Genomic DNA, 24,963 nt, shown 5'->3' on the forward strand with positions numbered 1-24,963 from the left:
AGTGCCGTGGCGTGTCGTCGATCATCCTTCACTACGGGTAATGGGAGCGTTTTTCCTGCAGGCAAGTTCCCTTTAGGTGGATAGGTCCATCCTTTAGCCAATCCGCTGGCGTTCGCTGGAACTGGGAATGCGCAGCCCCTCCCGGTACTTGGCCACGGTGCGGCGGGCGACCTGGATGCCCTTGCCTTTCAGCTCCTCGGCCAGCGCCTGGTCGGACAGCGGCTTGCGCGGGTCCTCCGCCTCGATCAGCTTGCGCAGCATCGCCTGGATCGCAGTCGCCGAGGCGCTGCCGCCGTCCTCGGTGGACACGCCGCTGGAGAAGAAATACTTCAGCTCGAAGGTGCCGCGCGGCGTGTGCAGGTACTTGCGCGTGGTGACGCGCGAAATGGTGGATTCGTGCATGCCCACTTCTTCGGCCACCTCGCGCAGCACCAGCGGGTGCATCGCCTCGGGGCCGTAGTCGAGGAAGGCGCTCTGCCGCCGCACGATGGCGCTAGCCACCTTGAGCAGGGTTTCGGCGCGCGATTCCAGGCTCTTCAGCAGCCAGCGCGCCTCCTGCAGCTGGCCTTTCATCCAGCTGGCGTCGTCGCCGCGGGCGCGGGCGATCAGGTTGCAATAGTGCTGGTTCAGACCCAGCCGCGGCTGCGCGTCCGGGTTCAGGCGCACCTGCCAGCGGCTGCCGTCGCGCACCGCATAGACATCGGGCGCCACGTATTCCACCGGCGTGGTGTCCAGCGCCGCGCCGGGGCGCGGGTCGAGGCTGCGGATCAGCGCGGCGGCGGTGGCCACCTCGTCCTCGCCGGCGCGCAGCTTGCGCGCCAGTTTGGCGATGTCGTTGCGCGCGAGCAGTTCGAGTTCGCTGTCGACGATGGCGAGCGCCAGTTCGCGCTGCGGGGTGTCGGCGCTGAACTGCTCGAGCTGGCTGCGCAGGCAGTCGCGCAGGTCCAGGCTGGCCACGCCCAGCGGGTCGAAGCCCTGCAGGCGGCGGCGCACCGCCTCGATCTCGTCGAGGCTGGCGGCGATGTTCTCAGGCAACGCGGCGCGCACCGCCTCGATGCCGTCGGCGAGGTAGCCGTCGGCGTTCAGCGCGTCGATGATCACGGTAGCGATCGCGGTCTGACGCGGATTGAAGCCGGCGAGGTTGAGCTGCCACAGCAGGTGCTGCTGCAGGGTTTCGGGTGCCACGTTCTGTGGCTCGAAGTCCTCGTCGCCGCGCGTGTTGCCGCTGCTGCCGGTGCCGTTGGAAAAGTCGATCGGGGTTTCGACGCTGCCGCCGCCGTCGTCGGCCCATTCGGCGCCATCGTCGCCGTCGACTCTCTGGTCGGCGGCGGCTTCGGCGGGGCTGGGCGCCTGTGCGTACTCGGCTTCCGGCGCAGCCTCGTCGGTGACGGTTTCTTCCTCGCTCTCGTCGGCGAATTCCAGCAGCGGATTGCCTTCGGCGAGCTGCCGCAGTTCGGCCTCCAGCTCCAGTTGCGACAGCTGCAGCAGGCGGATGGCCAGCTGCAGCTGCGGCGTCAGGGTGAGCTGTTGATGGAGGCGGAACTGGAGTGCGGGTTTCATGCCGGCCGGTTGGATGGACTGGGCTCCATCCTACCCGCAGCCGGCGGGGGCGGCCATAGCCGCGCGCCGCTGTTGTGAAGCCGGCGTTAGAGCCTGTGCGACACCTTCACGCAACCGCGTTGCCCACCGTGCGGCAGCGTGCAGTTGACCCGACGGCCGGCTGGCGCCGCGCCACGCGCCAGCACTTGGAATCCGCGGCAAACAACCCGGAGAGCCGGGGATTGAACAGGCTCTTACAACCTGAATTCGCGGCCCAGGTAGACCTCGCGCACCTTCTCGTCGGCGAGGATGTGGGCGGGGGTGCCGCGCGACAGCACTTCGCCGTCGTTGAGGATGTAGGCGCGGTCGCAGATGCCCAGCGTCTCACGCACGTTGTGGTCGGTGATCAGCACGCCGATGCCGCGTTCCTTGAGGTGGCGCACGATGCGCTGGATCTCGCCGACCGAGATCGGGTCGACGCCGGCGAAGGGTTCGTCCAGCAGCATGTAGCGCGGGTTGGCGGCCAGCGCGCGGGCGATCTCCACGCGGCGGCGTTCGCCGCCGGAGAGGCTGATGCCTTTCTGGCCGGCGATGTGGGCGATCTTCAGCTCGTCGAGCAGGCTTTCCAGTTCTGCATCGCGCTGTTGCGCGCTGAGGCCTTCGCGCAGTTCCAGCACGGCCATGATGTTGTCCGCCACGCTGAGCCGGCGGAACACCGAGGCCTCCTGCGGCAGGTAGCCGATGCCCAGGCGCGCGCGCATGTGCATCGGCAGGCCGGTGATCTCCTGCTTGTCCAGCTTGATCGTGCCGGCGTCGGCCTCGATCAGGCCCACCACCATGTAGAAGCAGGTGGTTTTGCCGGCACCGTTGGGGCCGAGCAGACCCACCACTTCGCCCTCGCGGATGGAGAAGGCGAAGTCGCGTACCACCTGGCGCGCCTTGAAGCTTTTTTGCAGACCTTCAGCGGACAGCATCGATCAGTTGCCCTTCGCCGGTGCAGGTGCCGTCGCGGGCGCGACCGCCTTGGCGGGCAGCTTGCCGGCTACCGGCTCGTTGTCGGGTACCGGCTGCGCGGTGGGCGGCTTCTTGCAGATCACCGGCGTGGCCGCGGTGTTCTTGGGCAGGATCACGCCGTGCACCAAGCCGTCGCCGGCGGTGTCGCCGGTGATCAGGCTGGTGTTCTGGTTGTAGGTGAGCTTGTCGCCGTGGAATTCGCCGCGGCACTGCTGGTCCACCACCGCATTGCCGGTGAGCACGGCGATGCTGTTGAGGTTGTCGTAGTCCAGCGTGGTCCCGTCGCCGGTCATCAGGTTGTTGTTCTCGTCCAGCTCCTGGATGTGCGCCGGCTTGCCGGTGACCACCACGCGCGAGACCTGCTGGTCGGCGTCCAGGTAGATCTTGGCGACATCGCCGGTGACCAGCATGGTGCCCTGGGTGATCTTGACGTTGCCGGTGAGCGTGGTGACCGTGTTCGGCGCGTTGTAGGCGTCGGTGTGCTTGGCCACGTAGTTCATCGGCTGCTGCCGATCCGATTTCTTGGCGCTGGCCGCCAGCGGGACCAGCGCGAGAAGCGCCGCCACGCAGGCCGCGCCGAGGACGTCACGACTTGCGCGGATGCGACTGGCGCGGGCGTGGCGGGAAGGTGCCTTGGCTTGCATCGAGCAGCTCCAGGTGGTTGTCGTTGAGGTTGGCGCGCATGCCGATGCCGTCCAGTGTACGTGCGCCCTGCACGGCGTGCGCCGCTTCCGCCGTTTCCATGCGGTTGTCTTTCGGCCAGGCGGTGACTTCGGAGGTATCGATGGTCACTTCCGCCTGCGGCGCGCCCTTGGCATCGGTGAACGCGGGGCGCTGCATGTGCACCGGCCCCTGCAGCTTGATGAGGGTGCCGCTCTTGTCCACCCAGCCGTACAGCGAATGGCCGTGCCAGTCCGGCGTGCCGGGTTCCTTGGCGGAGATGTCGAACACCGGCGAATTGATGTACAGCGTCTCGTCTTCGTCGCGGCGATCCAGATGCGGCGCCTGCATGCGGAACGCCAGCTGGCCTTCGGGGTTGTAGGACCACATCCTGGAGTTGTAGAGGACGTAGCCCGAGCGCGGTGGGCCGACGAAGTCGTTCGGTTTCGTCGCCGGCCCCATCCACCACAGCAGCATCTGGGCGACGCCGGCGGCCAGCGCGACCAGCACGATCGCGCTGGCCAGCTTGCGGTCGCGCAGCCACAGGCGCAGGCGCCTGATCACTTCCAGCGCTCCCGTTCCGCGGCATCCCGGCCCTGCGAGTGCAGGATCAGGTCGCAGACTTCGCGCGCCGCGCCCATGCCGCCGGGCAGGCGGGTCTGCCAATGCGCGGCCTCGGCCACCCAGGGGTGCGCGTTGGCCACGGCCACGGCGAGGCCGGCGAAGCGCATCGGCGGCAGGTCGGGCAGGTCGTCGCCAATGAAGGCGGCCTGCTCGGGCGCGAGGCCCAGCGCCTCCAGCAGGGATTCGAGGCAGGCGCGCTTGTCGCCCTGGCCCTGGTAGACGTGGGCGATGTCCAGCTCCTCGGCGCGCAGCGCCACCGGGTGGCTGATCCGCGCGGTGATCAGCGCCACCTGCACGCCGTTCGCCTGCAGCCGTTTCAGACCCAGGCCGTCGTGCACGTGAAACACCTTGGTCTCGTGGCCATCCTCGCTGTACCAGAGGCGGCCGTCGGTGAGCGTACCGTCCACGTCGAACGCGGCCACGCGGATCTTCGCGGCGCGGGCAAGGAGGTCGGCGGGCAGGTCGGCCGGGTACATGGATTCGACTCGTGGCGGTTGACGGGGACGGGGATGCAACGCGCGATCAGACCACGCGTGCACGGAGTAGATCGTGAATGTTCAGCGCCCCGATCACACGGCGCTCGGTGTCGACCACCAGCAGGGCGTTGATCTGGTGCTTTTCCATCAGCTGGGCCGCCTCGGAGGCCAGTTTGTCGGGGCCGATGGTCTTGGGGCCGCGGGTCATCAGTTCGGCCACGGTGGCGCCGCGCAGGTTCACGTCCTCGTCGTCCAGCGCGCGGCGCAGGTCGCCGTCGGTGAACACGCCGAGCAGGCGGCCTTGGTCGTCCACCACCGCGGTCATGCCCAGATGCTTGCGGGTCATCTCCACCAGCGCGGCGGTGAGGCTGGCCTCGGGAGGCACGCGCGGCACGTTGTCGCCGCTGTGCATCACGTCGCTGATGCGCAGCAGCAGGCGGCGCCCCAGGCTGCCGGCCGGATGCGAGCGGGCGAAGTCGTCCGAGGTGAAGCCGCGCGCTTCCAGCAGGGCGATCGCCAGGGCGTCGCCCAGCACCAGCGCCGCGGTGGTGCTGGTGGTGGGGGCCAGGCCCAGCGGGCACGCTTCGTTGGTGATGCTGCCGTCCAGGTGCACGTCGGCCTGGCTGGCCAGCGAGGAGCCGGGCTTGCCGGTGAGCGCGATCAGCGGGATGCCCTGGCGCTTGATCATCGGCAGGATGAACAGCACCTCGTCGGTCTCGCCGGAATAGGACAGCGCCAGCACCACGTCGTTGGGCTGGATCATGCCCAGGTCGCCGTGGCTGGCCTCGCCGGGATGCACGAAGAACGCCGGGGTGCCGGTAGAGGCAAGGGTGGCGGCGATCTTGCGCGCCACATGGCCGGACTTGCCCATGCCGGTGACCACCACGCGGCCCTGGCAGGCCAGGATCAGCCGGCAGGCGTGCACGAAATCGTCGCCGATGCGCGGCTCCAGCCCGGCGATCGCGGACGCTTCGGTGGCGATCACCGCGCGGGCGCTGCGCACGATGGCGTCGGGCTGGGGTTCGATAGCGGCGTGCGGGGTGGGGCGTGGGTTCATGTCGGCTCGATGCGGGGCCCCGGGACGCCCGCGCCGGGGGCGTTGGCGGCCAGATGGCGGGTACTGTCGTTTCTGCGACAGGGGATTTCCATTACCATGGCATATTCGCATTTTAACGTCAGACCGACGCGATACCGATACCGGCCGCGTCCGCTGCCCCCTTTTCGTGGAAGCCCGATGGACCCAGCACGCATCCAGACCCTGATCGAAACCGGCCTGCCCGGAGCGCAGGTCGAGGTCAGCGGCGACGATGGCGTGCACTTCGAGGCCACCGTGGTCGCCGGCCAGTTCGCCGGCAAGCTGCCGCTGGCGCGGCACCGGCTGGTCTACGCCACGCTGGGCGAGCTGATGGGCGGCGCGATCCACGCGCTGGCGCTGAAGACGCTGACTCCCGAGGAAGCCGCGGCGCGTCAACGGTGATCTTCGCTCGAATTGAAAAGTCCGGCATGAATGCCGGTTCTTCTTTGCGCTCATGGAGGAGCGCACAAGTTTAGGAACATCGATGGCCAAGATCCTGATCAATGGCGGCGTGCCGCTCCAGGGCGAGGTGGGCATTTCCGGCGCGAAGAACGCCGTGCTGCCGATCCTCGCCGCCTGCCTGCTGGCGGATGCGCCGGTGAGCATCGGCAACGTGCCGCACCTGCACGACGTCACCACCTTCATCGAGCTGCTCGGCCAGATGGGCGTGCAGCTGGTGCTGGACGACCGCATGAAGATCCACGTCGACCCGCGCACCACCAGCACCTGTATCGCGCCCTACGATCTGGTGCGCACCATGCGCGCATCGATCCTGGTGCTGGGTCCGCTGGTGGCGCGCTTCGGCCAGGCGGAGGTATCGCTGCCGGGCGGCTGCGCGATCGGTTCGCGCCCGGTAGACCAGCACATCCGCGGCCTGCAGGCGTTGGGCGCCGAGATCACCGTCGAAAACGGCTACATCAAGGCGCGCGCCAAGCGGCTCAAGGGCGCGCGCATCGTGATGGACATGGTCACCGTCACCGGCACCGAGAACATCATGATGGCGGCCACGCTGGCCGAAGGCACCACGGTGATCGAGAACGCCGCACAGGAGCCCGAGGTGGTGGATCTGGCGCACTGCCTGATCGCGATGGGCGCGAAGATCGAAGGCGTGGGCACCTCGACCCTGGTGATCCACGGCGTGGACCGCCTGCACGGCACCGACTACAAAGTGCTGCCCGACCGCATCGAGACCGGCACCTTCCTGGTCGGCGCGGCGATGACCGGCGGCAAGGTGCGCGCCCGCGGCGCCCGCGCCAGCACGCTGGATGCGGTGTTGGCCAAGCTGGAGGACGCCGGCGCGCACATCTCCAGCGGCGACGACTGGATCGAGCTGGACATGGGCGGGCGCCGACCGAAGGCGGTCAACATCACCACCGCGCCTTACCCCGCGTTCCCCACCGACATGCAGGCCCAGTTCACCGCGCTCAACTGCGTGGCCGAGGGCACCGGCGTGATCACCGAGACGGTGTTCGAGAACCGCTTCATGCACGCCCACGAGCTGCAGCGCCTCGGCGCGGACATCCAGCTCGAAGGCAACACCGCGGTGATCAAGGGCGTCCAGCACATGAGCGGCGCGCCGATCATGGCCACCGACCTGCGCGCCTCGGCCTGCCTGGTGCTGGCCGGCCTGGTGGCGCAGGGCGACACCACGGTGGATCGCGTCTACCACATCGACCGCGGCTACGAGAACATCGAGGAAAAGCTCGGCGTGCTGGGTGCACGGATTCGCCGCTTGCCGAACTGAGCGTTCCGCCCGTCATCGCGCCTGCGCGGAATGACGGGCGCCGCGCCGGCCCTTACGGCTGCGAGTAACGCACCAGTTCGAGGGTGAGGTTGCCGCCGTCTTTCTGGGCGATCTTGACCGGCACCGGATATTTCGCGGGCACGTACCATGCATTGAATGCGCGATCCTGGTCGGTGCGGTCCACGCGCACGGCATCGAACGCGCCGGCGGGTACGCTGATCTTTTCGTTGGCGGCCACCTTGAACGTCTGTATCTCGACGTCCTGCCTGCCGCCGACAGGGAAGGTGGCGCCCCTCGCGCCGTCGCGCAGCGCCATGCCCAGCGCCAGTGGCAAGGTGTTGCGTTCCACCATGCCGGCTTGCGCGGGATAGCTGTGGTGCTTGCCGTTGTCGTCCACCTGCACGGTGTTGCCCTGCACGGCGAGTTCGCGGTTCTTCGGTTTGAACGCGGAGGCCATCGCGTACTTGTACGAAATGGCCTGCGGCACCTTGCCGACCCAGGCGAAGCGCGACACTTCCGACGTGCTGGCGCCCAGCGCCGCGGCGAGGCCGGAGGTGCCGACGATCTTGTCGGTGTATTCGTACTGGCCGTTGCCGGCCGGCTTCAGCGTGAGCGTGGCGTCGCCCAGCGGCTGGCCGCCCTGCAGCACGTGGTAAGTGGCGGTGAAGGACTGCGGCACATTCGCGGCGATAGCGGCGGCGGGCAGGACGAGGGCCATGGCGAGGCCGGCGCGTAGCAGGGCGGTCTTCATGTCGCCGAACTATAGGGCGCGCGCCTGAATGTTGCGCGACCCTGTGTTCCTACGACAACTGCGCCAGCGTGAGGGGGGCGGCCAGCGGACGGCCATCGAACATCGCCTTGCCGCTCCAGCGCAGGCGACCGCTGGCGATGGCGCCGACCACGGCGGGCAGCAGCTTGTGTTCTTCCGCCAGCAGGCGTTCCGCGAGCGTGGCTTCGGTATCGGCGGCACCAACCGGGATACGCGCCTGCGCCACCACCGGGCCGCCGTCCAGTTCGGCGGTGACGTAGTGCACGCTGGCGCCGTGCTCCGCATCGCCGGCTTCCAGGCAGCGGCGGTGCGTGTGCAGGCCGGGGTACTTGGGCAGCAGCGAGGGGTGGATGTTGATGGCGCGGCCTTCCCACTCGGCCACCACGGCAGCGTCGATCACGCGCATGAAGCCGGCCAGCACCAGCAGACCGGCGCCACTGGCGGCGATGCGGTCGAACAGCGCGCGGTCGAAGCTTGGGCGATCCGGATAGCTCTTCGGGTTCAGCGCCAGCGTGGGGATGCCGGCGGACTCGGCCAGGCGCAGCGCGCCGGCGGAGGCCTTGTCGCTGCCCACCAGCACGAACTCCACCGGCAGCGTGCCGGCATCGCGCGCGGCAATCAGCGAGGCGAGGTTGCTGCCGCGCCCGGAGGCGAGCACGGCGACTTTCAGCGGGGCTTGCGTCACGGGCGAATCAACCGATGTGGACGCGCTCGTCGCCGGACGCTTTCACCACTTCGCCGATCACGCGGCTGGCGAGGCCGTGCTTCGCCAGCAAGGCCGAAGCCGCCGCCACCGCGCCTTGCGGCAGGATCACGGTGAAGCCCACGCCGCAGTTGAAGGTGCGCCACATTTCCTCGCGCGCTACCTTGCCTTCGCGCTGCAGCCAGTCGAACACCGGCGGCAGTTCGATGCTGGCGGCGTCCAGCGCGAGGCCCAGGCCGTCGGGCACCACGCGGATGATGTTTTCCTTGAGGCCGCCGCCGGTGATGTGGGCCATGCCGTGGATCGCCGCAGCCTGCGTGGCGATCAGCTCCAGCATCGGCTTCACGTAGATCGTGGTGGGCGCCATCAGTGCGTCGACCAGCTTCACGCCGCCGATGTCGAGATCCAGCGGGCTGCCCGCGCGTTCGAGGATCTTGCGCACCAGCGAATAGCCGTTGGAATGCGGGCCGCTGGAGGCCACGCCCAGCACCACGTCGCCGGCCACGACGCCGTCGCCGGAGAGCAACTGCGACTTCTCCACCGCGCCCACGGTGAAGCCGGCCAGGTCGTACTCGCCGGGCGGGTACATATCGGGCATCTCGGCGGTCTCGCCGCCGATCAGGGCACAGCCGGCCAGTTCGCAGCCTTTGGCGATGCCGCCGACCACGGCCGCGGCGGTATCCACGTCCAGCTTGCCGGTGGCGAAGTAGTCGAGGAAGAACAGCGGCTCGGCGCCTTGCACCAGCACGTCGTTCACGCACATGCCGACCAGGTCGATGCCGATGGTGTCGTGGCGGTTCAACTGCTGGGCGAGCTTGAGCTTGGTGCCCACGCCGTCGGTGCCGGAGACCAGTACCGGCTCCTTGTACTTGCCGCCGAGGTTGAACAGGCCGCCGAAGCCGCCCAGGCCGCCCATCACTTCGGGGCGGGTGGTGCGCTTGACCAGCGGCTTGATGCGTTCGACCAGGGCATTGCCGGCGTCGATATCGACCCCGGCGGCGCGGTAGGTAAGGGCGTCGGACATGGCGGGAACCGGCGGTGGGAAACGGGCAATTCTACCGCATGCGGGGCGTCGACGGTGGCCGGGCGGGGCGTCGGCAAGCCGGTTCCGCGGCCTGCGGCATGGACGCCGCGAGGGCGATTGGGCAGACTTCCACGGTATTCCCCGACTAGTGTCCTGCCGATGCGCCTGTCCACGATGCGTCTGGTCCGTTTGCTGTCCGTCGCCTTGCTGCTCGGCTTCGCCGCGCTGCCGTCGTCGCGCGCGCAAGGTGTCTCGCCGTATTCGGTGACGGTGCCGGTGCCCGATACCACCGATGCCCAGCGCAACGACGCGTTCGCCACGGCACTCAGCCAGGTGCTGGCGCGGGTGGCTGGCGGCCAGGACCTGCGCGACAAGGCCGGCTACGACGACGCGCTGAAGAACGCCGCCGCGCTGGTGCGTCATTTCCAGTACGCCCGCGCCGCCGCCGGCATGAGCCTGCAGGTGGATTTCGAGCCGGGCGCGGTGCGCCACCTGGTCGGCACGCTCGGCGTGACGGGCAGCGTGGGCGCCAAGCCGCCGGTGCTGCTGATGGTGCGCGGCAGCGACGGCCAGTTGCTGGACAAGGCGGCGCTGGGCGGCCTGGCCAGTGCGGCCGCCGCGCGGGGTTACGACGTGGCCTATGCCGATCCCGCGCACGCGCCGGAGGCGGCCAAGGTGGACGCCGCCGACCCGGATGCGCTGGCGGCGATCAACCAGCAATACCACACCGGCCTGGTGCTGCTGGGCAGCCTGCACGGCGGCAATGCCGACTGGACCCTGGTTTCCGGCGGCAAGGCGCAGCACTGGACCGACAAGGCCGCCACCGAGGACGCGTTGCTGGCCAATGCCGGCAACGGCATGGTCGACCGTATCGGCAGGCAGCTCAACGTGATCGGCGCTACGGTCAGCGATGAGAAGTTGTGGATCGGCGGATTGAACAATGCGATGGACTACGCCGGCCTGCTCAACGTGCTGGGCGCCGATCCCTCGGTGCGCGGCGTCGCCACGTTGGGCGCCGAGAACGACGGCATGCTGATCGAGGTGAAGTCGGCGATGCCGGCCGATGCGCTGGCCGCGAACCTCGCCGCCAGCGGGCGGCTGATCCGCGCTCCCGCGCATCCCGGTACGGACGCCAGCCTGCGCTGGCTGCATTGATTCGGAGGTCGGCATGCTGACGCACGAGAACCAGCGTCGCTGGCAGCTGCTGGCGATTCTTGCCGTCATCGGCTTCCTGCTGTGGCGGCTGTCACCGATGTTGATGCCGTTCGTGGTGGCGGCCATGCTGGCCTACCTCGGCGATCCGCTGGCCGACCGGCTGGAGCGCCTCGGCCTGGGGCGCTCGCTGGCGGTCAGCGTGGTGTTCCTGGTGCTGGTGCTGGTGGTGGGCGGCGCCCTGCTGCTGCTGATCCCGCTGATCTCGCACCAGATCGAGAACCTGATCCAGAACGTGCCGCGCTATGTGGACTGGGCCGAGCACACCGCCTGGCCGTGGCTGCAGGCGAAGCTGCACCTCGACCCGCGCACCTTCGACAGCGACCAGCTGATCGCCACGCTCAAGGAACACATCGGCTCGGTGGGCGACATCGCCGGCCAGGTGCTGGGCAAGGTCTCGCGTTCGGGCCTGGGCGTGGTGCTGTGGCTCACCAACCTGGTGCTGATCCCGGTGGTGGCGTTCTACCTGCTGCGCGACTGGGACCGGATGGTGGCGGCGATCGACCGCATGCTGCCGCGCTCGATCGAACCCACCATCGCCCACCTCGCGCGGGAATCGGATGCGGTGCTCGGCGCCTTCGTGCGCGGCCAGCTGCTGGTGATGCTGGCGCTGGGCGTGTACTACGGCGCCGGCCTGTCGCTGGTGGCAGGGCTGTCGGTGGGCGTGTTGATCGGCATGGTCGCCGGCCTGCTCAGCTTCGTGCCCTATCTCGGCTTCATCACCGGTTTTGGCGCCGCGCTCATCGCCGCGCTGGTGCAGTACGGCGATTGGACGCATGTGCTGATCGTCTGCGGCGTGTTCGTGATCGGCCAGTTGCTGGAAGGCTACGTGCTGGTGCCCAAGCTGGTAGGCGAGAAGATTGGCCTGCACCCGGTGGCGGTGATCTTCGCGGTGCTGGCCGGCGGCGAGTTGTTCGGCTTCATCGGCGTGTTGCTGGCGCTGCCGTCCGCGTCGGTGGTGATGGTGCTGTTGCGCTATGCGATGGAGCGCTACCGCCAGAGCGATCTGTACACGGAGGAGGGCGAGGCCGACCCCGCCATCCATGAGGCGGTCACCGAGGTGGACATCGCGGTGCACACCGCTGCCGGCACGGTGGAGGCCGAGGCCGCGATCAAGGCGCCCGTGCGCGAGCCGCCCGCCAAGCCATGATCCCGCAGCTGCCGCTCGCCCTGCGTTGGCCGCGTCGCCAGCGCTTCGAACATTTCCATGCCGGCGCCAACGCCGCCGCGCTGGCCGCCGTCGAAACGCTGGCGCACGAACCCGGCGCGCCGTGGCTGTACCTGCACGGCCCCGCGGGCAGCGGCAAGAGCCACCTGCTGATGGCCGCCTGCCAGGCCGCCGGCGACGCCGGCCGCGGCGTGCAATACCTGCCGCTGGCGCGGATCGCCGATCGCACGGCCGCGATCCGTGGCGTGGCTGGTGGTGCGCTGCTGGCGCTGGACGACCTGGGCGCGATCGCCGGCGAGCGCGAGGCCGAACACGCGTTGTTCGACCTCTACAACCGTGCCAAGGCCGAAGGCGCCGCCCTGCTGTTCGCCGCCGAGGCCGTGCCCACCCAGCTCGGCCTCGGCCTGCCGGACCTGCGCTCGCGCCTCGGTGCCTGCACCCAGTTCGCGCTGAAGCCGCTGGACGACGCCGAGCGCCGCGACGTGCTCAAGGCTCAGGCCGGCCTGCGCGGCATCGAGCTGGACGACGCGGTGCTCGATTGGCTGTTCGCCCGCCACACCCGTGACCTTGGCGCGCTGCTCGATCTGCTCGACCGGCTGGACCAGGCTTCGCTGGCGGCGCAGCGTCGGGTGACGATTCCGTTTTTGCGCGGGATGTTGCGCGAGATGGGGTCGTCTACGCCATGAGCCACTCCATCATGGCGCCCGCACACTATCAGCGCTTCGACGGGCGATGAGCAGCGGCACGCCAAAGTACGCGCAGGTCGAGATCGAACGTCGCTGGCTGGCCGATCTGTCCGCTGCGGGTCCGCTTGACGGGCTGCCGTGTCACATCATCGAGGACCGCTACATCACCGGCACGCGCTTGCGCCTGCGTCGGATGGAGGGCGCCGCGGGCGGGCTTGTCTTCAAGTTCTGCAAGAAATACGGCGGGGAAGGTTTCTCGGAGGCCATCACCAACGTGTACCTGACGGAGGCGGAACACCAGGCGCTCGCATGCCTGCCCGGCCAGAATGTACGCAAGCGCCGCTATGCCATGGCTGGCGGCGCGCTGGATGTGTATGCCGGTCCGCCGTCGCTGGCGATCTTCGAGATCGAATTTGCAACGGAAGCCGAGGCTGCCGACTACCAGCCGCCGGCTTTCGCGCGCGCCGAGGTGACGGGCGATCCGGCGTATTCGGGCGCCGCGTTGGCGGTGTCGCACGGTGAGAGGGGGGCGGCCGCGGTAACTGCCGTGCCGCCGGCCGGGTCAGGCCTTCAACAGCTCCGGCGTGGCCTGCGCGCCGATCGCATCGGTCATCGCCTTTGCCACGTTGAGGTTGCCGGCGATGATGTTGCCGCTCTCGGGGATGCCGTCGCGGCCGGCGAAGTCGCCATAGCGGCCGCCCGCCTCGTGCACCAGCAGCGCGCCGGCGGCCATGTCCCAGGGCTTGAGGCCGATCTCGAAGTAGCCGTCGTAGCGGCCGGCGGCGGTGTAGGCGAGATCCAGCGCGGCAGAGCCGGAGCGGCGGATGTCCTCGGCCTGGCCGAGCAGGGCGCGGGTCATCGCCAGCTGGGCGTCCAGGTGGGCGCGCTGGCGGTAGGGGTAGCCGGTGGCAATCATCGCGCCGCCCAGGTTTTCGCGCTTGCTGACGCGGATGCGGGAGGGGCCGGTGCCCCTGTCCAGATAAGCGCCGTCGCCCTTGCTGGCGGTGAACAGCTCGCCGCGCAGCGGGTCGAACACCACGCCATAGACCGGCACGCCCTTGTCGAGCATGGCGATGGAGACGGAGAAGTGCGGGATGCCGCGCAGGTAGTTGTGAGTGCCGTCGAGCGGGTCGATCACCCAGGTGAGCGGGCTCTTCTTGCCGATCGCGCCGCTTTCCTCGGCGAGGATGGCGTGGTCGGGGTAGGCGCGGCGCAGTTCCTTGACGATCTCGGCCTCAGCCAGCTTGTCGACCTCGGAGGCGAAGTCCATGCGCTGCTTCTCGACGACGGTGAGGCCGTCGATGCGGTTCATGTAGCGCAGGATCACGTTGCCGGCGGCGCGCGCGGCGCGTACCGCGATGGTGATGGCGGGTCGGGTCATGGCTTCGGCTTGGCAAAAGAGCGGGGTTGCGGCCGGCGATTCTAGCAGAGGCGGGCCGCGTGCTGCGGGTGTTGCCGTATCCTAGGCGGTCTGCCCGCATCAGGCCGCGCCCATGAATCCGCTCGAACTCGCCCCGCTTTTCCGCTTCGTGCTGGTGCGTACCTCGCATCCCGGCAACATCGGCAGCGCGGCGCGGGCGATGCGTACGATGGGCTTCTCGCGGATGGAACTGGTGGCGCCGCACCAGTTCCCCGACCGCGAGGCCAACGCGCTGGCGGCGGGTGCGGACGATGTGCTGGAAGCCGCGGGCGTGCATGCGGAACTGGTGGACGGCCTCGCCGGCTGCAGTTTCGCGCTGGGCTTGTCGGCGCGCCGGCGCGGGGTGAACCTGCCGGAACTGACCCCGCGCGAGGGCGTGGCGCAGGCGCTGGCCGCCGCCGCGCGCGGCGGGCAGGTAGCGCTGGTGTTCGGCAACGAGCGCACCGGACTGGAGAACGAGGAACTGGCGCGCTGCCATGCGATGGTGCGCATCCCCAGCGTGGACGACTTCAGCTCGCTGAATCTCGCGCAGGCGGTGCAGGTGGTGGCTTACGAATTGCGCCTGGCCCTGCTCGGCGACGAACTGCCCGCGCCGCCGCCGGAACATGACGAACCGCCGGCCGACGCGTCGCAGATGGAGCGTTTCTACACGCACCTCGGGCAGACCCTGGACGACATCGAATTCCACAAGGGGCGCGAGCCGACCACGATCATGTTGCGGCTGCGCAAGCTGTTCCAGCGCGCCCAGCCGGACCAGCGCGAGTTGCGCGTCCTGCACGGCATCCTTGCCGACGCGCAGCGGATGGCGATGCTGGCGCGATCCGCGCCAGCATCGCCGCGATCCACGGAGGGATCGCACGTCAATCAGGCTGAGCCTGATTGACGGAGCTCGATCCGGCCCAGGCCGGATCGGGCGAGTCAGGAAAGGGCGGGAAGCCCTTTCCTGACATCAAACCGCGCTTTTGCGCTGGCCTTGCGCACCGCCGCTACCCTTCCGCCTCGTCCCCGCTTTCCTGTTTCGGCCCGCGGGTGACCAGCAGCTTGTCGATGCGCGCGCCGTCCAGGTCGACCACCTCGAAGCGGATGCCTTGCCAGGCGAACACCTCGCCGGTCTGCGGGATGTGGCCCAGTGCGGCCATCACCATGCCGGCCGCGGTGCGGAAGTCGTGCTCGTCCTCGCCGGGCAGGCGGTCGAGCTGCAACAGCTCGCGCAGGTCGTCGTTGGCCAGGCTGCCGTCGACCAGCCAGCTGCCGTCGGCGCGCTGCACGATGGGGGCGTCCGCGGCGTCGTCGCCGTGACCGAGCTGGCTGACGCCGACCACGGCGGCGAGCAAGTCGTTCACGGTGACCACGCCTTCGATGTCGCCGTATTCGTCCACCACCAGGGCCAGCGGAGTTTCCGCGTCGCGGAATTCCTCCAGCAGGTCCAGTGCGCGCGCGGTAGCAGGTACGTACAGCGGCTTGGCGAGGTGATCGAACAATTGCGGACGGCCCTGGGCGAAGGCCTGCAGCAGGCGCTTCACCTCGACCACGCCGACCACCTCGCTCTCGTCGCCGCGGTACACCGGGTAGCGCGAGTACGGCGTCTGCCGCAGCACTTCCACGTTCTCCTCGCGCGGTGCGGCCATGTCCAGCCAGGCGATGCGCACGCGCGGCGTCATCACACTGTCCACGGTGCGGTCGCCGAGACGCAGCACGCGGTTGACCATGTTGTGTTCGTCCGCGTCCAGCACGCCTTGTTCGGCGCTTTCGGCCACCAGCAGGCGGATCTCTTCCTCGGTGGCGGCGGCGTGGCCTCGGCTGCGCACGCCGAGCAGCCGCAGCAGCAGGCTGCTGGCGGCGTTGAGCAACCACACGAACGGCGCGGTGGCGCGCGACAGCACCAGCATCGGGATCGCCACGATGGACGAGACCTTTTCAGGCGCCGACAACGCAAGGCGCTTGGGTACCAGCTCGCCCACCACGATCTGGATGAAGGAGATCAGCACGAAGCCCAGCACCACGCCGAGCACCCGCGCGTAAGGCTCCAGCCAGGCGGCCCGGCCGCCGTGCAGCAGCTCGGCGATGTGCGCGCCCAGCGCGTCGCCAGCGACGGCACCGGTGACCAGCATCAACAAGGTGATGCCGACCTGGATGGTGGAGAGGAAGTATTCCGGCTTTTCGGCATGCCGCAGTGCCAGGGCGGCGCGCCGGCTGCTGCGCGCCATCTGCTTGAGGCGGCTCTTGCGCGAGGCGACCAGGGCCATCTCGGACAGCGCGAAGAAGCCGTTGCAGAGGGCGAGCACGAGGACGAGCGCGATTTCGGTCAGCATCGCGGAGAGTGCGGGGAAGGACGCATGACCGGAGTGTAGCGGCAGCGCCGCATCGTGCTCCACGCCGGCGCTCCGGGCCGGCGCCGCCCCCGCGCAAGTGCCTGATCGCGCTGGCGGAGGCTGGCGCCTCCGGCGGGCGTTCGGGGCGTCGGGCGGGCGGCGGCGGCCATCTTTGTGCTGCGATGCGACGTAACTGTCCTGTAACATCGCGCCCATTCGACTCTCAGGCGTGGCCCGCATGTTTTCACTGCAGACGATCTTCGGCAAAGGCGACAAGTTCTACGGCCTGCTGGAGCAGAGCGCCGAGGCGGCGCACGAGAGCGCGAAGGCGCTGCACACGCTGGTCACCCAGGCCGACCACGCACCGGTGATGGCCGCGTTCGCCGCCACCCGGGCGCGCGAGAAGTCGCTGGCCGCGCAGATCAGCGAGGAGCTGGTGAACACCTTCGTCACCGCGCTGGACCGCGAGGACATCGAGGCGCTGAACTCGGCGCTGTACAAGATCCCGAAGTCGGTGGAGAAGTTCGCCGAGCGCTACGACATCGTGGCCGCGCGCCTCGACGGCGTGGACTTCGGCCAGCGTGCATTGGTGCTGGAGCGCTCCACCACGGTGGTAGCCGAGATGATCGGCGAGCTGCGCCGCGGCCTGCGCATCGACCCGGTGAAGAAGCTGCAGGACCGCTTGCAGACGCTGGAGTCGGAGGGCGACCGCATGCTGCTGGCGCCGTATCGCACGCTCTATGTCGAGGGCAACGACGCGATGAAGGCGATGTTGGCGAAGGACTTGTTCGAGCTGATCGAGAAGGCCATCGACAAATGCCGCGACGTCGGCAACATCGTCTATTCGATCGTGCTGAAGAACTCCTGAGGCGGCACGCATGAGCCTCGGACTCGTGGTGGTGGTGGTGCTGATCGCACTCGCCTTCACCTATATCAACGGCTTCCACGACACTGCCAATTCCATCGCCACGGTGGTGGCGACCAAGGTGCTGACGCCGGGCCAGGCGGTGCTGCTGGCGGCGGTGACCAACCTGATCGGCGCGCTGTGGGGCACCGCGGTGGCGGCGACCATCGCCGCCGGCATCGTCAACACCGGTGTGGTCGAGGCCGGGCCGCAGCTGCTGATCTGTGCGCTGCTGGCGGCGATTGTGTGGAACCTCATCACCTGGTGGGTGGGTCTGCCGTCCAGCTCCAGCCACGCCCTGGTGGGCGCGCTGGTGGGTGCGGCGATAGCCGAGGCGGGCGGACACTTCAATGCGGTGGTCTGGGCGCAGGGTGGCGCGCACTGGTGGCTGGGCAAGGGCGTGCTCCCCAAGGTGGTGGTGCCGATGGTGGCTTCGCCCATTGCGGGCCTGGTGATCGGTTTCCTGCTGATGGGCGGGCTGTATGCGCTGCTGGCGTGGTTTTCGCGCCGCCAGAACTGGTTGCGCCTGCTCGGCCGCACGCCGTTCGTCAACAGCTTCTTCGGCAAGGCGCAAATCGTTTCGGCCAGCGCGATGGGTCTGGCGCACGGCATGAACGATGCGCAGAAGAGCATGGGCATCATCGCGCTGGCGCTGGCCAGCGCCACCGCGGCGGGGCAGTTCGACCAGCTGCCGACGTGGCTGCATTTCCTGCGCATCAGCGGCTCCGCCCACGGCGGTTTCGTGGTGCCGGCGTGGGTGGCGGTGGTGTGCGCGCTGACCATGGCCGGCGGCACCGCCGGCGGCGGTTGGCGCATCATCAAGACGCTGGGCCACAAGATGGTGAAGCTGCACCCGATCAACGGCTTCGCCGCCGAGGGCAGCTCGGCCATCGTGATCCTGGCCGCTTCGGCGTTCGGCTTGCCGGTATCCACCACCCACGTGGTGTCCTCGGCGATCATGGGTGTGGGCTCGGCCAAGCGCTCGAACGCCATCCGCTGGTCGGTGGTGGAGCGCATGGTGTGGGCATGGATCCTCACCCTGCCGGTCACCGCATTGGTCGCGTGGGGCTTCGTCGCGATCGCCCACTTGCTGGGCTGAGCTTCGCTCAGAACGCGTCGCTGCTGCTGGCGACCAGCTGTTCGAGCTGGTCGCCGAGATGGCCCAGCTCGATGATCACGCGATGCAGTTCGCTCTCGTCGAGCAGCTCGTAGGGGCGGTTCTCGCACAGGTGCAGGTAGGGCGCGCCATCCAGGTCGGCCACGGCGAGGAAGCCGCAGCGCTGCGCCCAGTTGAAGCGCAGGCAGCGCTGCGGATCGGTGCCCGCGAGCGGGCCGATCGGGGTGGAGATGCGCAGATAGCGACGGCCGGACTCCGTCTCCAGCTCGGCCAGGTAGATGCCCTGGTGGCGGCCATGCGGCAGGTTCAGGTCGAAGCTGATCAGGTAGGGATCGTTCTGGCGCAGCCCGTGCAGGCTGCCGACATGGGAACGCACGGCTTCGAAGTGGTGCATGGGACGCCCCCGTGACTGGCCGATGGCCCTGCTACTCTGCCACGTCCGTCTTCGGCCTTGGTCAATACCTCGTTATCGCCATGCAAAACAGCCACGACCGCGTCTACGCCGCCATCGCCGCGATCCCGCCCGGCCGCGTGGCCAGCTACGGCGCCATCGCCGCTCGCGCCGGTCTGCCGGGGCGGGCGCGGCTGGTTGGCAGGCTGCTGGGCGAGGTGCCTGACGGCATGGAACTGCCCTGGTTCCGCGTGCTGCGCGCCTCGGGCGAGATCGCCTTGCCGAAAGGCAGCCGCGGCTTCCGCGAGCAGGTGCGGCGGTTGCGCGCCGAGGGGGTGGAGGTGAAGAACGGGCGCGTGGCGTTGTCGGCGTTCGGGTTGGATGCGAATCTGGATCGGGCGTTGTGGGGGATGTAGGGCGAGTTTGTACTCGCGGCCACGTGGCCTTTGATGCAAGTTTCAAAGCGGTTTCGTGCACCTGACGGCGCCCGAGCTACTTTCTCTTTGCGTGTCCAAAGAGAAAGTAGCCAAAGAGAAACGACACCCCGATGGCGCGCCCTCCGGGCCTCCTGCCCTACGGGTACGCGGGCGGGCTACGGGGTTTTTCGACAGCACATCCTGTGCTGGCGAAAAACTGGCCGGCATCCTTGCCGGCCATCCTGCGGACTTTCCTTCGCCCACCCGCCGCGCCATAGGGGCCCCGGGTAAAGCGGCGCGCTCCCGGCGCGCGGAAGCAACAGCAAGAGCCGCGAGCTTGCAGAGCGCCGCCCTTGCTTTTGCTGTTGCTTCTGGCGCGCACGATGCGCGCCTGCTTTTTCCGGGGCCCCTGGGCGGCGGTGAGGCGGGGACGACCAGGCCGCGCAGCGGGCGAGTCCATGGACGGACTCGCCTTTTCGCGCGGGCAGGAGCCCGCTCGAAAAGCCCGGCCCCGCCTCACGCACTTGCCGGGCAGGATGCCCGGCAAGCGCCAACCGGGGTGTCGTTTCCTCTTGGTTACTTCTCCTTTGGACAAGCAAAGGAGAAGTAACTCGGGCGCCCAAAGGGCGCACGAAACCGCTTTGTTATTTGCGACAGCGCCGAAGCGCCATTCACTTCTCCGCGCGATCAAACCGCCGAATGAATTCCCGCACCTGCGGATAGACGATCTCGCGCCAGCGGCGGCCGCTGAAGATGCCGTAGTGGCCGGCGCCGTCGATCACCCGGTGCGCACGGCGCTTGGCCGGGATGCTGCTGCACAAGTCGTGCGCGGCCTGGGTCTGGCCGAGGCCGGAGATGTCGTCCAGCTCGCCCTCCACGGTGAGCAGGGCGCTGCGCGTGATCGCGGCGGGATTCACCCGCTCGCCGCGCACGTCCCACAGCCCGCGCGGCAGCAGGAACTGCTGGAATACCGCGGCGATGGTGTCGAGGTAGAACTCCGCCGGCAGGTCCAGCACGGCGTTGTATTCGTCGTAGAACTTGCGGTGCGACTCGGCGTCGTCCAGGTCGCCGCGCAGCAGGTTTTCGTAGAAATCCCAGTGCGATTGCAGGTGGCGGCCGGGGTTCATCGCGATGAAGCCGGCGTGCTGCAGGAAGCCCGGGTACACCTCGCGGCCGCGGCCGGGGTAGTTCGGCGGCACGGTGTGGATCACATTGCCCTTGAACCACGACAGCGGCTGGGTGGTGGCGAGATTGTTGACGCTGGTGGGGCTGCGCCGCGGGTCGATCGGCCCGCCCATCATGGTGAGGCTGAGCGGCGTGGTTTCGCCGCGCGCGGCCATCAGCGACACCGCCGCCAGCACCGGCACGGTGGGCTGGCACACCGAGATCACGTGCAACGACTCGGCGCCGATGTGGCGGATGAAGCGCTCGATTAGCGCCACGTAGTCGTCCAGCCCGAACGGGCCGGCCTCGGCCGGCACCATGCGCGCGTCTACCCAGTCGGTGACGTAGACCTTGTGTTCGCGCAGCAGGGTGCGCACGGTGTCGCGCAGCAGCGTGGCGTGGTGGCCGGACAGCGGCGCTACCACCAGCACCACCGGGTCGGTCTTCATCGTCTCGATGGTGGCCGGATCGTCGCTGAAACGCTTGAAGCGCTTCAGCTGGCAGAACGGCGTATCCAGCGCCACGCGCTCGATCACCGCGATCTCGTGGCCGTGCGCCTCGACCTGGTGGATGCCGAAGGTGGGCTTCTCGTAATCCTTGCCGAGACGGTGGATCAGCTCGTAGCCGGCGGCCAGCCGCTGCGTGCCGGGCCAGGTGGCGAACGGGTTGTTCGCATCGTTGAGCATCTGCGCGCTGGCGTCGGCGAAATGGCTGAGCGGGCCGAGGAAGGCGCGTTGCCACTCGTGGATCTGATAGAGCATGGGGACGACCGGCGTTGGCGAAAATCACGCCATCTTAGCGCCGTTCGGCGTCGTTGTGTTGCGGCGCCGCAAGCGCGATCGCCATGGCGATCAAGGGCTTGGATTCAATCGCTGCATTGCGCCCCGACGCCGATGGCGGGGCGGCGCGGGCGCGCCGGACAGGCTTCGTGAGAGCGAAAGGGCTACGCCGCCGGCCGCGTTGACGCCGTTCAGTGGCGCGCGTACCTTCGCTCCAGCGTCGGGGCCGTTATGCGACGCGTCGACACGTGGTTCGCATCGTGCTTTGCATGCGGGGGGCGAATCGACATGGCTGCTGGGGAAATCGATTCGGAAACACGGCCGGAGACCCGGGCGCCACGACGGGTGGTGCTGGAGCGCCGTGCTGCCGCGGACCTGCCTTATCCGGCGTTCCTGCGCGACTACGTCGCGCGGAATCGCCCGCTGGTGGTGGAAAACGCGTTGCCGGCCTGTCCAGCCGGGCAGCGCTGGACGCCGGCGTTCTTTCGCGAGCGCTTCGCCACCAAACGCATCCAGGTCAGTCCCAGCGAACAGATGACGTTCGCCGACTTCATCGACGCGGTGCTGGCGTCGCGCGAGGATGCGCCCGGCCCCTATATGTACCGCCTGTTCATCGGCCCCCACATGCCGGAGCTGCTGCCGGACCTGGAACCGCTGAACCCCTACGCGTTCCCGCGCCGGCTGGCCAGCCCGCTGATGCCGCGGCAGTGGCGTCGGCCGGACGGCTACCTCAAGCTGCTGATCGGCGGCATCGGCGGCCGTTTCCCGTTCCTGCACTACGACCTGGAAAACGCGCACGCGACGATCACCGAGATCTACGGCGACAAGGAGTTCATCCTGTATCCGCCGGAAGATGGCGCGTATCTGTATCCGAAGCAGGAGATGCCGAACCAGTCGACGATTCCGGACGTGCAGCGGGTCGACATGCAGCGGTTCCCGCTGTACGCGCAAACCACCCAGTACTACACCGTGCTGCATCCGGGCGACATGGTGTTCGTGCCGTCGCGCTGGTGGCATGGCGCGCGGGCGCTGTCGCCATCGATCTCGATCTGCCAGAACGTGCTCGATGAATCGAACTGGGGTGGCTACGTCGACGAGCTGTGCTCCCGCAAGAGCGGCCTGCCGGAAGCCAAGCGCCACGCCAAGCGGGCGTACCTGACGGTGCTCGGCGGCGTGTTGTCGATGCTCGAACGATGGCCGCGCGGTTCCGCCGCATCGGGCGCGGCCGGGCGCGTCGCGCGACTGGCGCCGGTGACTTACGCGGAGGCCGGCGATTCCACCACCTGGGCCGTCGCCGACTGGAAGGCGCGCTGAGCGCCGTTCAATCCATCCGGCGCAGCTCGGTATCCGCGGCGAGATCGTGCAGCGCACGGCGGCGCGTATCGAACAGCGCCACGGCGAACCACAGCGCCCATGCGCCGAGCACTGTCCACAAGGTGGCGCGCAGGCCTATCGCCGGTTCCAACGCGAGCAGCAGCAGTGGCGCGGCAGCGACCAGCACGCGGATCGCCGCCTGCATCAAGCTGATCGTGCCACCGTCGTCGCGGCTCACCCGGATGCGCCAGGGCCGCATGCCCAGGGTCTGCCCGCCGCGTCGCCACGAGGCGATGAAGTAGGCGGCCACCACCACAGCTTGCAGCACCTGGTACCACAGCGGGATCACGGCGTGAGCGCCAGTCTCGATCAGGCGTCCGCCGGTGGCGAGCTGGCATGCCAGTCCCACCACCATCACGATCGCCACCACGATCAGCAAGTCGTAGACCAGGGCGATCAGGCGGCGCCACAGTGGGCAGGGCAGGTTGGCGGTGATGGGCTTCATCGATTCGCTTGCACAAGTCGCGCGCGATGCCCAGCATCGTGCGCATGAAGAAAGAAGACACTCCTGCCAGTATTACCGATCTCGGGGCCGATCCCGCGGCCGCCATCACCGACGCGGATGCCGCGAGCATCGACGCGTTCCTGGAGCGCGTGTGGTCCGAGGACGGCCTCGCCGATCGCACGCTGGAAGCCTACCGGCGCGATCTCGAGGCGCTGGCGCGCTGGCTGGCGGGGCGCAGCCGCTCGCTGCGCGACGCGCAGCGCGCGGACATCTCCGAGTACCACGGCAGCCAGCGTGGCGCGGTGCGCTCGATGGCGCGACGGCAGTCGGCGTTCCGGCGCTACTACGGTTTCCGCGCCCGCGAGCAGGCGGGCTTCGAGGATCCCACCTTGCTGATCGAGCGCCCGCGCATGCCGCGCAGCCTGCCCAAGGCGCTGGCCGAGCGCGAGATCGAGGCGCTGCTGAACGCGCCGGACACTGACAGCACATTGGGCCTGCGCGACCGCGCGATGCTGGAACTGATGTACGCCTCGGGCCTGCGCGTATCCGAGCTGGTCGAGCTGCCGCTCAGCGCGCTCAATCCGCGCCAGGGCGTGCTGCGCGTCACCGGCAAGGGCGGCAAGGATCGGCTGGTGCCGGTAGGCGAGCTGGCGCTGGGCTACATCGAGCGCTACCTCGCCGGCGCGCGCGCGGTGCTGGCCAAGGGTCGCCAGCCCGCGGCGCTGTTCCTCAGCAAGCGCGGCGAAGGCATGACGCGGCAGATGTTCTGGACCTTGGTGAAACGCTACGCGCTACAGGTCGGTATCCAGGCCAAACGCATCTCGCCGCACGTGCTCAGGCACTCTTTCGCCACCCACCTGCTCAACCACGGCGCCGACCTGCGCGCGCTGCAGATGCTGCTGGGCCACAGCGCGCTCAGCACTACCCAGATCTACACCTTGGTGGCGAAGGAAGGACTGAAGCGCCTGCATGCGCAGCATCATCCGCGCGGGTGAGATGCCGATTCATAACCGCTCCAGGCGGCTGTGCGAGAATCGGCAGGCGGCCGATCCCCATCGGCTATCGAGGTGCAAGATGTTGAAGAAGCTGGTGCTGGCCATGTGTGCCGGCGGATTCGCCCTGACCGCCTGCGCGGCCGACAATGCCGCCACGGCGACCGTTGCGGCTAGCGCGCCGGCGTCCGACGTGATGCTTGGCAACGGCGTCGACGCGGCTGCGTTGAAGCTGGTGCAGCAGGCGCTGGCCAAGCTGGCGCCGGGCGTGCAGGTGGACGTGGTGAATCGCGCACCCATCGCGGGTTTCTACCAGGTGATCGCCTCCGGCCAGCTGGTCTACGTGAGCACCGACGGCAAGTACCTGATGAACGGCGACCTGGTCGACCTCGGCTCCAAGAAGAGCCTCAACCAGGCCGCCTGGTCGGCTTTCCGCAAGGCCGAGTTGGACAGGCTGCCGGCGTCCGCCCGCATCGAGTTCGCGCCGGCGAACCCGAAGTACCGGGTCACCGTGTTCACCGACGTGTCCTGCCCGTATTGCAAGGTGCTGCACGAGCACATCGCCGAATACAACAAGGCAGGCATCGCGGTGGACTACCTGGCGTGGCCGCGCGAGGGCGTGCTCGATCTGAGCGGCCAGGCAACGCCGGTCTACAAAGAGATGGTCTCGGTGTGGTGCGCCGCCGACCGCAAGGCCGCGTTCACCGCCGCGAAGGAAGGCCATGCGCCCAAGCAGGCCAGCTGTTCCAACCCGGTGCGCTACGAGTTCGAGCTGGGCCTGAAGCTGGGCGTCACCGGCACCCCGGCGATCTTCACCTCCAGCGGCCGGCAGGTGGGGGGCTACCTCACCCCGGAACAGCTGCTGCGGGAGCTGCAGAAAGAAGGCTGAGCGGGCATCGCGGGGCGCTTCGCAAGAGCTTGCGCCTCGGGCTGGGTACCTGGCATCCGGGCACGG

27 protein-coding genes are annotated in these 24,963 nt (G+C 68.7%); 12 read left to right on the top strand and 15 right to left on the bottom strand.

The annotated features are described in order from the left end of the window. Nucleotides 1-93: 93 nt before the first annotated feature. The 6 genes from ISP14_RS04530 to ISP14_RS04555 all read right to left on the bottom strand — a co-directional run bounded on the left by ISP14_RS04530 (nt 94) and on the right by ISP14_RS04555 (nt 5,370). On the bottom strand, nt 94-1,560 hold the full coding sequence (locus ISP14_RS04530) for an RNA polymerase factor sigma-54 (RefSeq protein WP_404536606.1): 1,467 nt from the start codon (nt 1,558-1,560) through the stop codon (nt 94-96). A gap of 233 nt (nt 1,561-1,793) precedes the next feature. Further along, nucleotides 1,794-2,513: an LPS export ABC transporter ATP-binding protein gene (lptB, locus tag ISP14_RS04535; RefSeq protein WP_404536608.1), complete on the bottom strand. Its 720-nt coding sequence runs from the start codon at nt 2,511-2,513 to the stop codon at nt 1,794-1,796. Nucleotides 2,514-2,516: 3 nt separating this feature from the next. Then, nucleotides 2,517-3,197: a lipopolysaccharide transport periplasmic protein LptA gene (gene lptA / locus ISP14_RS04540; RefSeq protein WP_404536611.1), complete on the bottom strand. Its 681-nt coding sequence runs from the start codon at nt 3,195-3,197 to the stop codon at nt 2,517-2,519. Beyond that, a complete protein-coding gene (lptC, locus tag ISP14_RS04545; protein WP_404536614.1) occupies nt 3,139-3,777 on the bottom strand; it encodes an LPS export ABC transporter periplasmic protein LptC in 639 nt (212 codons plus the stop codon). The genes lptA and lptC overlap by 59 nt, the downstream gene beginning before the upstream one ends. Further along, nucleotides 3,774-4,313 (bottom strand): KdsC family phosphatase, encoded by a 540-nt coding sequence (locus ISP14_RS04550; RefSeq protein WP_404536616.1) that lies wholly within the window; start codon nt 4,311-4,313, stop codon nt 3,774-3,776. Before ISP14_RS04550 ends, lptC begins: the two co-directional genes overlap by 4 nt. A gap of 46 nt (nt 4,314-4,359) precedes the next feature. Beyond that, entirely contained in the window at nt 4,360-5,370 is a 1,011-nt protein-coding gene (locus ISP14_RS04555; RefSeq protein WP_404536619.1) for a KpsF/GutQ family sugar-phosphate isomerase, read from the bottom strand. A 177-nt stretch (nt 5,371-5,547) separates the two neighbouring features. On the opposite strand from ISP14_RS04555, the gene ISP14_RS04560 reads away from it, so the two are divergent. Next, a complete protein-coding gene (locus ISP14_RS04560; protein ID WP_404536622.1) occupies nt 5,548-5,790 on the top strand; it encodes a BolA family protein in 243 nt (80 codons plus the stop codon). Between the two features lie 82 nt (nt 5,791-5,872). After that, the gene (gene murA / locus ISP14_RS04565; protein ID WP_404536624.1) at nt 5,873-7,132 is read left to right on the top strand and encodes a UDP-N-acetylglucosamine 1-carboxyvinyltransferase; all 1,260 of its coding nucleotides are present in this window, start codon (nt 5,873-5,875) and stop codon (nt 7,130-7,132) included. Nucleotides 7,133-7,184: 52 nt separating this feature from the next. On the opposite strand, the gene ISP14_RS04570 is transcribed toward murA, so the two are convergent. The 3 genes from ISP14_RS04570 to purM are packed head-to-tail and all read right to left on the bottom strand — an operon-like array spanning nt 7,185 to nt 9,628. Further along, nucleotides 7,185-7,883 (bottom strand): DUF3108 domain-containing protein, encoded by a 699-nt coding sequence (locus ISP14_RS04570; protein ID WP_404536626.1) that lies wholly within the window; start codon nt 7,881-7,883, stop codon nt 7,185-7,187. Nucleotides 7,884-7,932: 49 nt separating this feature from the next. Beyond that, entirely contained in the window at nt 7,933-8,586 is a 654-nt protein-coding gene (gene purN / locus ISP14_RS04575) for a phosphoribosylglycinamide formyltransferase (protein ID WP_404536628.1), read from the bottom strand. 7 nt (nt 8,587-8,593) lie between these two features. Continuing rightward, nucleotides 8,594-9,628 carry a phosphoribosylformylglycinamidine cyclo-ligase gene (purM, locus tag ISP14_RS04580; protein WP_404536630.1) on the bottom strand — a complete coding sequence of 345 codons (1,035 nt, stop codon included), beginning with the start codon at nt 9,626-9,628 and terminating at the stop codon, nt 8,594-8,596. A 174-nt stretch (nt 9,629-9,802) separates the two neighbouring features. On the opposite strand from purM, the gene ISP14_RS04585 reads away from it, so the two are divergent. From ISP14_RS04585 to hda, 3 genes are read left to right on the top strand one after another with little or no spacing between them, the layout of a single operon-like run. Further along, nucleotides 9,803-10,783 carry a DUF2066 domain-containing protein gene (locus ISP14_RS04585; protein WP_404536632.1) on the top strand — a complete coding sequence of 327 codons (981 nt, stop codon included), beginning with the start codon at nt 9,803-9,805 and terminating at the stop codon, nt 10,781-10,783. A gap of 13 nt (nt 10,784-10,796) precedes the next feature. Next, a complete protein-coding gene (locus tag ISP14_RS04590; RefSeq protein ID WP_404536634.1) occupies nt 10,797-11,990 on the top strand; it encodes an AI-2E family transporter in 1,194 nt (397 codons plus the stop codon). Next, nucleotides 11,987-12,694: a DnaA regulatory inactivator Hda gene (hda, locus tag ISP14_RS04595; RefSeq protein WP_404536636.1), complete on the top strand. Its 708-nt coding sequence runs from the start codon at nt 11,987-11,989 to the stop codon at nt 12,692-12,694. The genes ISP14_RS04590 and hda overlap by 4 nt, the downstream gene beginning before the upstream one ends. Nucleotides 12,695-12,722: 28 nt before the next feature. On the opposite strand, the gene ISP14_RS04600 is transcribed toward hda, so the two are convergent. Then, entirely contained in the window at nt 12,723-13,211 is a 489-nt protein-coding gene (locus ISP14_RS04600; protein ID WP_404536638.1) for a hypothetical protein, read from the bottom strand. Between the two features lie 45 nt (nt 13,212-13,256). After that, nucleotides 13,257-14,075: an inositol monophosphatase family protein gene (locus ISP14_RS04605; protein WP_404536640.1), complete on the bottom strand. Its 819-nt coding sequence runs from the start codon at nt 14,073-14,075 to the stop codon at nt 13,257-13,259. A gap of 112 nt (nt 14,076-14,187) precedes the next feature. Here ISP14_RS04605 and ISP14_RS04610 point away from each other — a divergent pair, with 112 nt between their 5' ends. Next, on the top strand, nt 14,188-14,997 hold the full coding sequence (locus ISP14_RS04610) for an RNA methyltransferase (RefSeq protein WP_404536642.1): 810 nt from the start codon (nt 14,188-14,190) through the stop codon (nt 14,995-14,997). Nucleotides 14,998-15,100: 103 nt separating this feature from the next. Here ISP14_RS04610 and ISP14_RS04615 read toward each other — a convergent pair whose 3' ends face one another. Next, nucleotides 15,101-16,426, bottom strand: coding sequence for a hemolysin family protein (locus ISP14_RS04615; RefSeq protein WP_404537129.1), 1,326 nt, complete (start codon nt 16,424-16,426; stop codon nt 15,101-15,103). A 238-nt stretch (nt 16,427-16,664) separates the two neighbouring features. On the opposite strand from ISP14_RS04615, the gene ISP14_RS04620 reads away from it, so the two are divergent. Continuing rightward, the gene (locus tag ISP14_RS04620) at nt 16,665-17,294 is read left to right on the top strand and encodes a DUF47 domain-containing protein (RefSeq protein ID WP_404536644.1); all 630 of its coding nucleotides are present in this window, start codon (nt 16,665-16,667) and stop codon (nt 17,292-17,294) included. A gap of 10 nt (nt 17,295-17,304) precedes the next feature. After that, nucleotides 17,305-18,429 (top strand): inorganic phosphate transporter, encoded by a 1,125-nt coding sequence (locus tag ISP14_RS04625; protein ID WP_404536646.1) that lies wholly within the window; start codon nt 17,305-17,307, stop codon nt 18,427-18,429. A 7-nt stretch (nt 18,430-18,436) separates the two neighbouring features. Here the strand turns inward: ISP14_RS04625 and ISP14_RS04630 are convergent, their stop codons facing one another. Continuing rightward, on the bottom strand, nt 18,437-18,841 hold the full coding sequence (locus ISP14_RS04630; protein WP_404536648.1) for a hypothetical protein: 405 nt from the start codon (nt 18,839-18,841) through the stop codon (nt 18,437-18,439). A gap of 80 nt (nt 18,842-18,921) precedes the next feature. Here ISP14_RS04630 and ISP14_RS04635 point away from each other — a divergent pair, with 80 nt between their 5' ends. Then, nucleotides 18,922-19,254: an MGMT family protein gene (locus tag ISP14_RS04635; protein WP_404536650.1), complete on the top strand. Its 333-nt coding sequence runs from the start codon at nt 18,922-18,924 to the stop codon at nt 19,252-19,254. Between the two features lie 671 nt (nt 19,255-19,925). Here ISP14_RS04635 and ISP14_RS04640 read toward each other — a convergent pair. After that, on the bottom strand, nt 19,926-21,179 hold the full coding sequence (locus ISP14_RS04640; RefSeq protein WP_404536652.1) for a polyhydroxyalkanoate depolymerase: 1,254 nt from the start codon (nt 21,177-21,179) through the stop codon (nt 19,926-19,928). Nucleotides 21,180-21,485: 306 nt separating this feature from the next. Here ISP14_RS04640 and ISP14_RS04645 point away from each other — a divergent pair, with 306 nt between their 5' ends. Further along, nucleotides 21,486-22,511, top strand: a complete 1,026-nt coding sequence (locus ISP14_RS04645; protein ID WP_404536654.1) for a cupin-like domain-containing protein — start codon at nt 21,486-21,488, stop codon at nt 22,509-22,511. A 7-nt stretch (nt 22,512-22,518) separates the two neighbouring features. Here ISP14_RS04645 and ISP14_RS04650 read toward each other — a convergent pair whose 3' ends face one another. Continuing rightward, entirely contained in the window at nt 22,519-23,016 is a 498-nt protein-coding gene (locus ISP14_RS04650) for an RDD family protein (RefSeq protein ID WP_404536656.1), read from the bottom strand. Nucleotides 23,017-23,060: 44 nt separating this feature from the next. On the opposite strand from ISP14_RS04650, the gene xerD reads away from it, so the two are divergent. Both xerD and ISP14_RS04660 read left to right on the top strand, forming a co-directional pair. Beyond that, nucleotides 23,061-24,011 carry a site-specific tyrosine recombinase XerD gene (xerD, locus tag ISP14_RS04655; protein ID WP_404536658.1) on the top strand — a complete coding sequence of 317 codons (951 nt, stop codon included), beginning with the start codon at nt 23,061-23,063 and terminating at the stop codon, nt 24,009-24,011. 79 nt (nt 24,012-24,090) lie between these two features. Further along, nucleotides 24,091-24,897, top strand: a complete 807-nt coding sequence (locus ISP14_RS04660) for a DsbC family protein (protein WP_404536660.1) — start codon at nt 24,091-24,093, stop codon at nt 24,895-24,897. The last annotated feature ends 66 nt before the right edge of the window (nt 24,898-24,963 follow it).

This window comes from Dyella agri, from assembly GCF_044904705.1.
Lineage (GTDB): Bacteria > Pseudomonadota > Gammaproteobacteria > Xanthomonadales > Rhodanobacteraceae > Rhodanobacter_A > Rhodanobacter_A agri.

What these genes read in the sequence shown, in the direction of transcription:
- ISP14_RS04605 (WP_404536640.1), bottom strand. Translation starts at nt 14,075, where the DNA reads ATGACCCGACCCGCCATCACCATCGCGGTACGCGCCGCGCGCGCCGCC.
- ISP14_RS04620 (WP_404536644.1), top strand. Translation starts at nt 16,665, where the DNA reads ATGTTTTCACTGCAGACGATCTTCGGCAAAGGCGACAAGTTCTACGGC.
- ISP14_RS04570 (WP_404536626.1), bottom strand. Translation starts at nt 7,883, where the DNA reads ATGAAGACCGCCCTGCTACGCGCCGGCCTCGCCATGGCCCTCGTCCTG.
- purM (WP_404536630.1), bottom strand. Translation starts at nt 9,628, where the DNA reads ATGTCCGACGCCCTTACCTACCGCGCCGCCGGGGTCGATATCGACGCC.
- ISP14_RS04630 (WP_404536648.1), bottom strand. Translation starts at nt 18,841, where the DNA reads ATGCACCACTTCGAAGCCGTGCGTTCCCATGTCGGCAGCCTGCACGGG.
- lptB (WP_404536608.1), bottom strand. Translation starts at nt 2,513, where the DNA reads ATGCTGTCCGCTGAAGGTCTGCAAAAAAGCTTCAAGGCGCGCCAGGTG.
- ISP14_RS04585 (WP_404536632.1), top strand. Translation starts at nt 9,803, where the DNA reads ATGCGTCTGGTCCGTTTGCTGTCCGTCGCCTTGCTGCTCGGCTTCGCC.
- murA (WP_404536624.1), top strand. Translation starts at nt 5,873, where the DNA reads ATGGCCAAGATCCTGATCAATGGCGGCGTGCCGCTCCAGGGCGAGGTG.
- ISP14_RS04590 (WP_404536634.1), top strand. Translation starts at nt 10,797, where the DNA reads ATGCTGACGCACGAGAACCAGCGTCGCTGGCAGCTGCTGGCGATTCTT.
- ISP14_RS04650 (WP_404536656.1), bottom strand. Translation starts at nt 23,016, where the DNA reads ATGAAGCCCATCACCGCCAACCTGCCCTGCCCACTGTGGCGCCGCCTG.
- ISP14_RS04640 (WP_404536652.1), bottom strand. Translation starts at nt 21,179, where the DNA reads ATGCTCTATCAGATCCACGAGTGGCAACGCGCCTTCCTCGGCCCGCTC.
- ISP14_RS04615 (WP_404537129.1), bottom strand. Translation starts at nt 16,426, where the DNA reads ATGCTGACCGAAATCGCGCTCGTCCTCGTGCTCGCCCTCTGCAACGGC.
- ISP14_RS04635 (WP_404536650.1), top strand. Translation starts at nt 18,922, where the DNA reads ATGCAAAACAGCCACGACCGCGTCTACGCCGCCATCGCCGCGATCCCG.
- ISP14_RS04530 (WP_404536606.1), bottom strand. Translation starts at nt 1,560, where the DNA reads ATGAAACCCGCACTCCAGTTCCGCCTCCATCAACAGCTCACCCTGACG.
- ISP14_RS04550 (WP_404536616.1), bottom strand. Translation starts at nt 4,313, where the DNA reads ATGTACCCGGCCGACCTGCCCGCCGACCTCCTTGCCCGCGCCGCGAAG.
- lptA (WP_404536611.1), bottom strand. Translation starts at nt 3,197, where the DNA reads ATGCAAGCCAAGGCACCTTCCCGCCACGCCCGCGCCAGTCGCATCCGC.
- ISP14_RS04660 (WP_404536660.1), top strand. Translation starts at nt 24,091, where the DNA reads ATGTTGAAGAAGCTGGTGCTGGCCATGTGTGCCGGCGGATTCGCCCTG.
- hda (WP_404536636.1), top strand. Translation starts at nt 11,987, where the DNA reads ATGATCCCGCAGCTGCCGCTCGCCCTGCGTTGGCCGCGTCGCCAGCGC.
- ISP14_RS04610 (WP_404536642.1), top strand. Translation starts at nt 14,188, where the DNA reads ATGAATCCGCTCGAACTCGCCCCGCTTTTCCGCTTCGTGCTGGTGCGT.
- xerD (WP_404536658.1), top strand. Translation starts at nt 23,061, where the DNA reads ATGAAGAAAGAAGACACTCCTGCCAGTATTACCGATCTCGGGGCCGAT.
- ISP14_RS04625 (WP_404536646.1), top strand. Translation starts at nt 17,305, where the DNA reads ATGAGCCTCGGACTCGTGGTGGTGGTGGTGCTGATCGCACTCGCCTTC.
- ISP14_RS04645 (WP_404536654.1), top strand. Translation starts at nt 21,486, where the DNA reads ATGGCTGCTGGGGAAATCGATTCGGAAACACGGCCGGAGACCCGGGCG.
- ISP14_RS04560 (WP_404536622.1), top strand. Translation starts at nt 5,548, where the DNA reads ATGGACCCAGCACGCATCCAGACCCTGATCGAAACCGGCCTGCCCGGA.
- ISP14_RS04555 (WP_404536619.1), bottom strand. Translation starts at nt 5,370, where the DNA reads ATGAACCCACGCCCCACCCCGCACGCCGCTATCGAACCCCAGCCCGAC.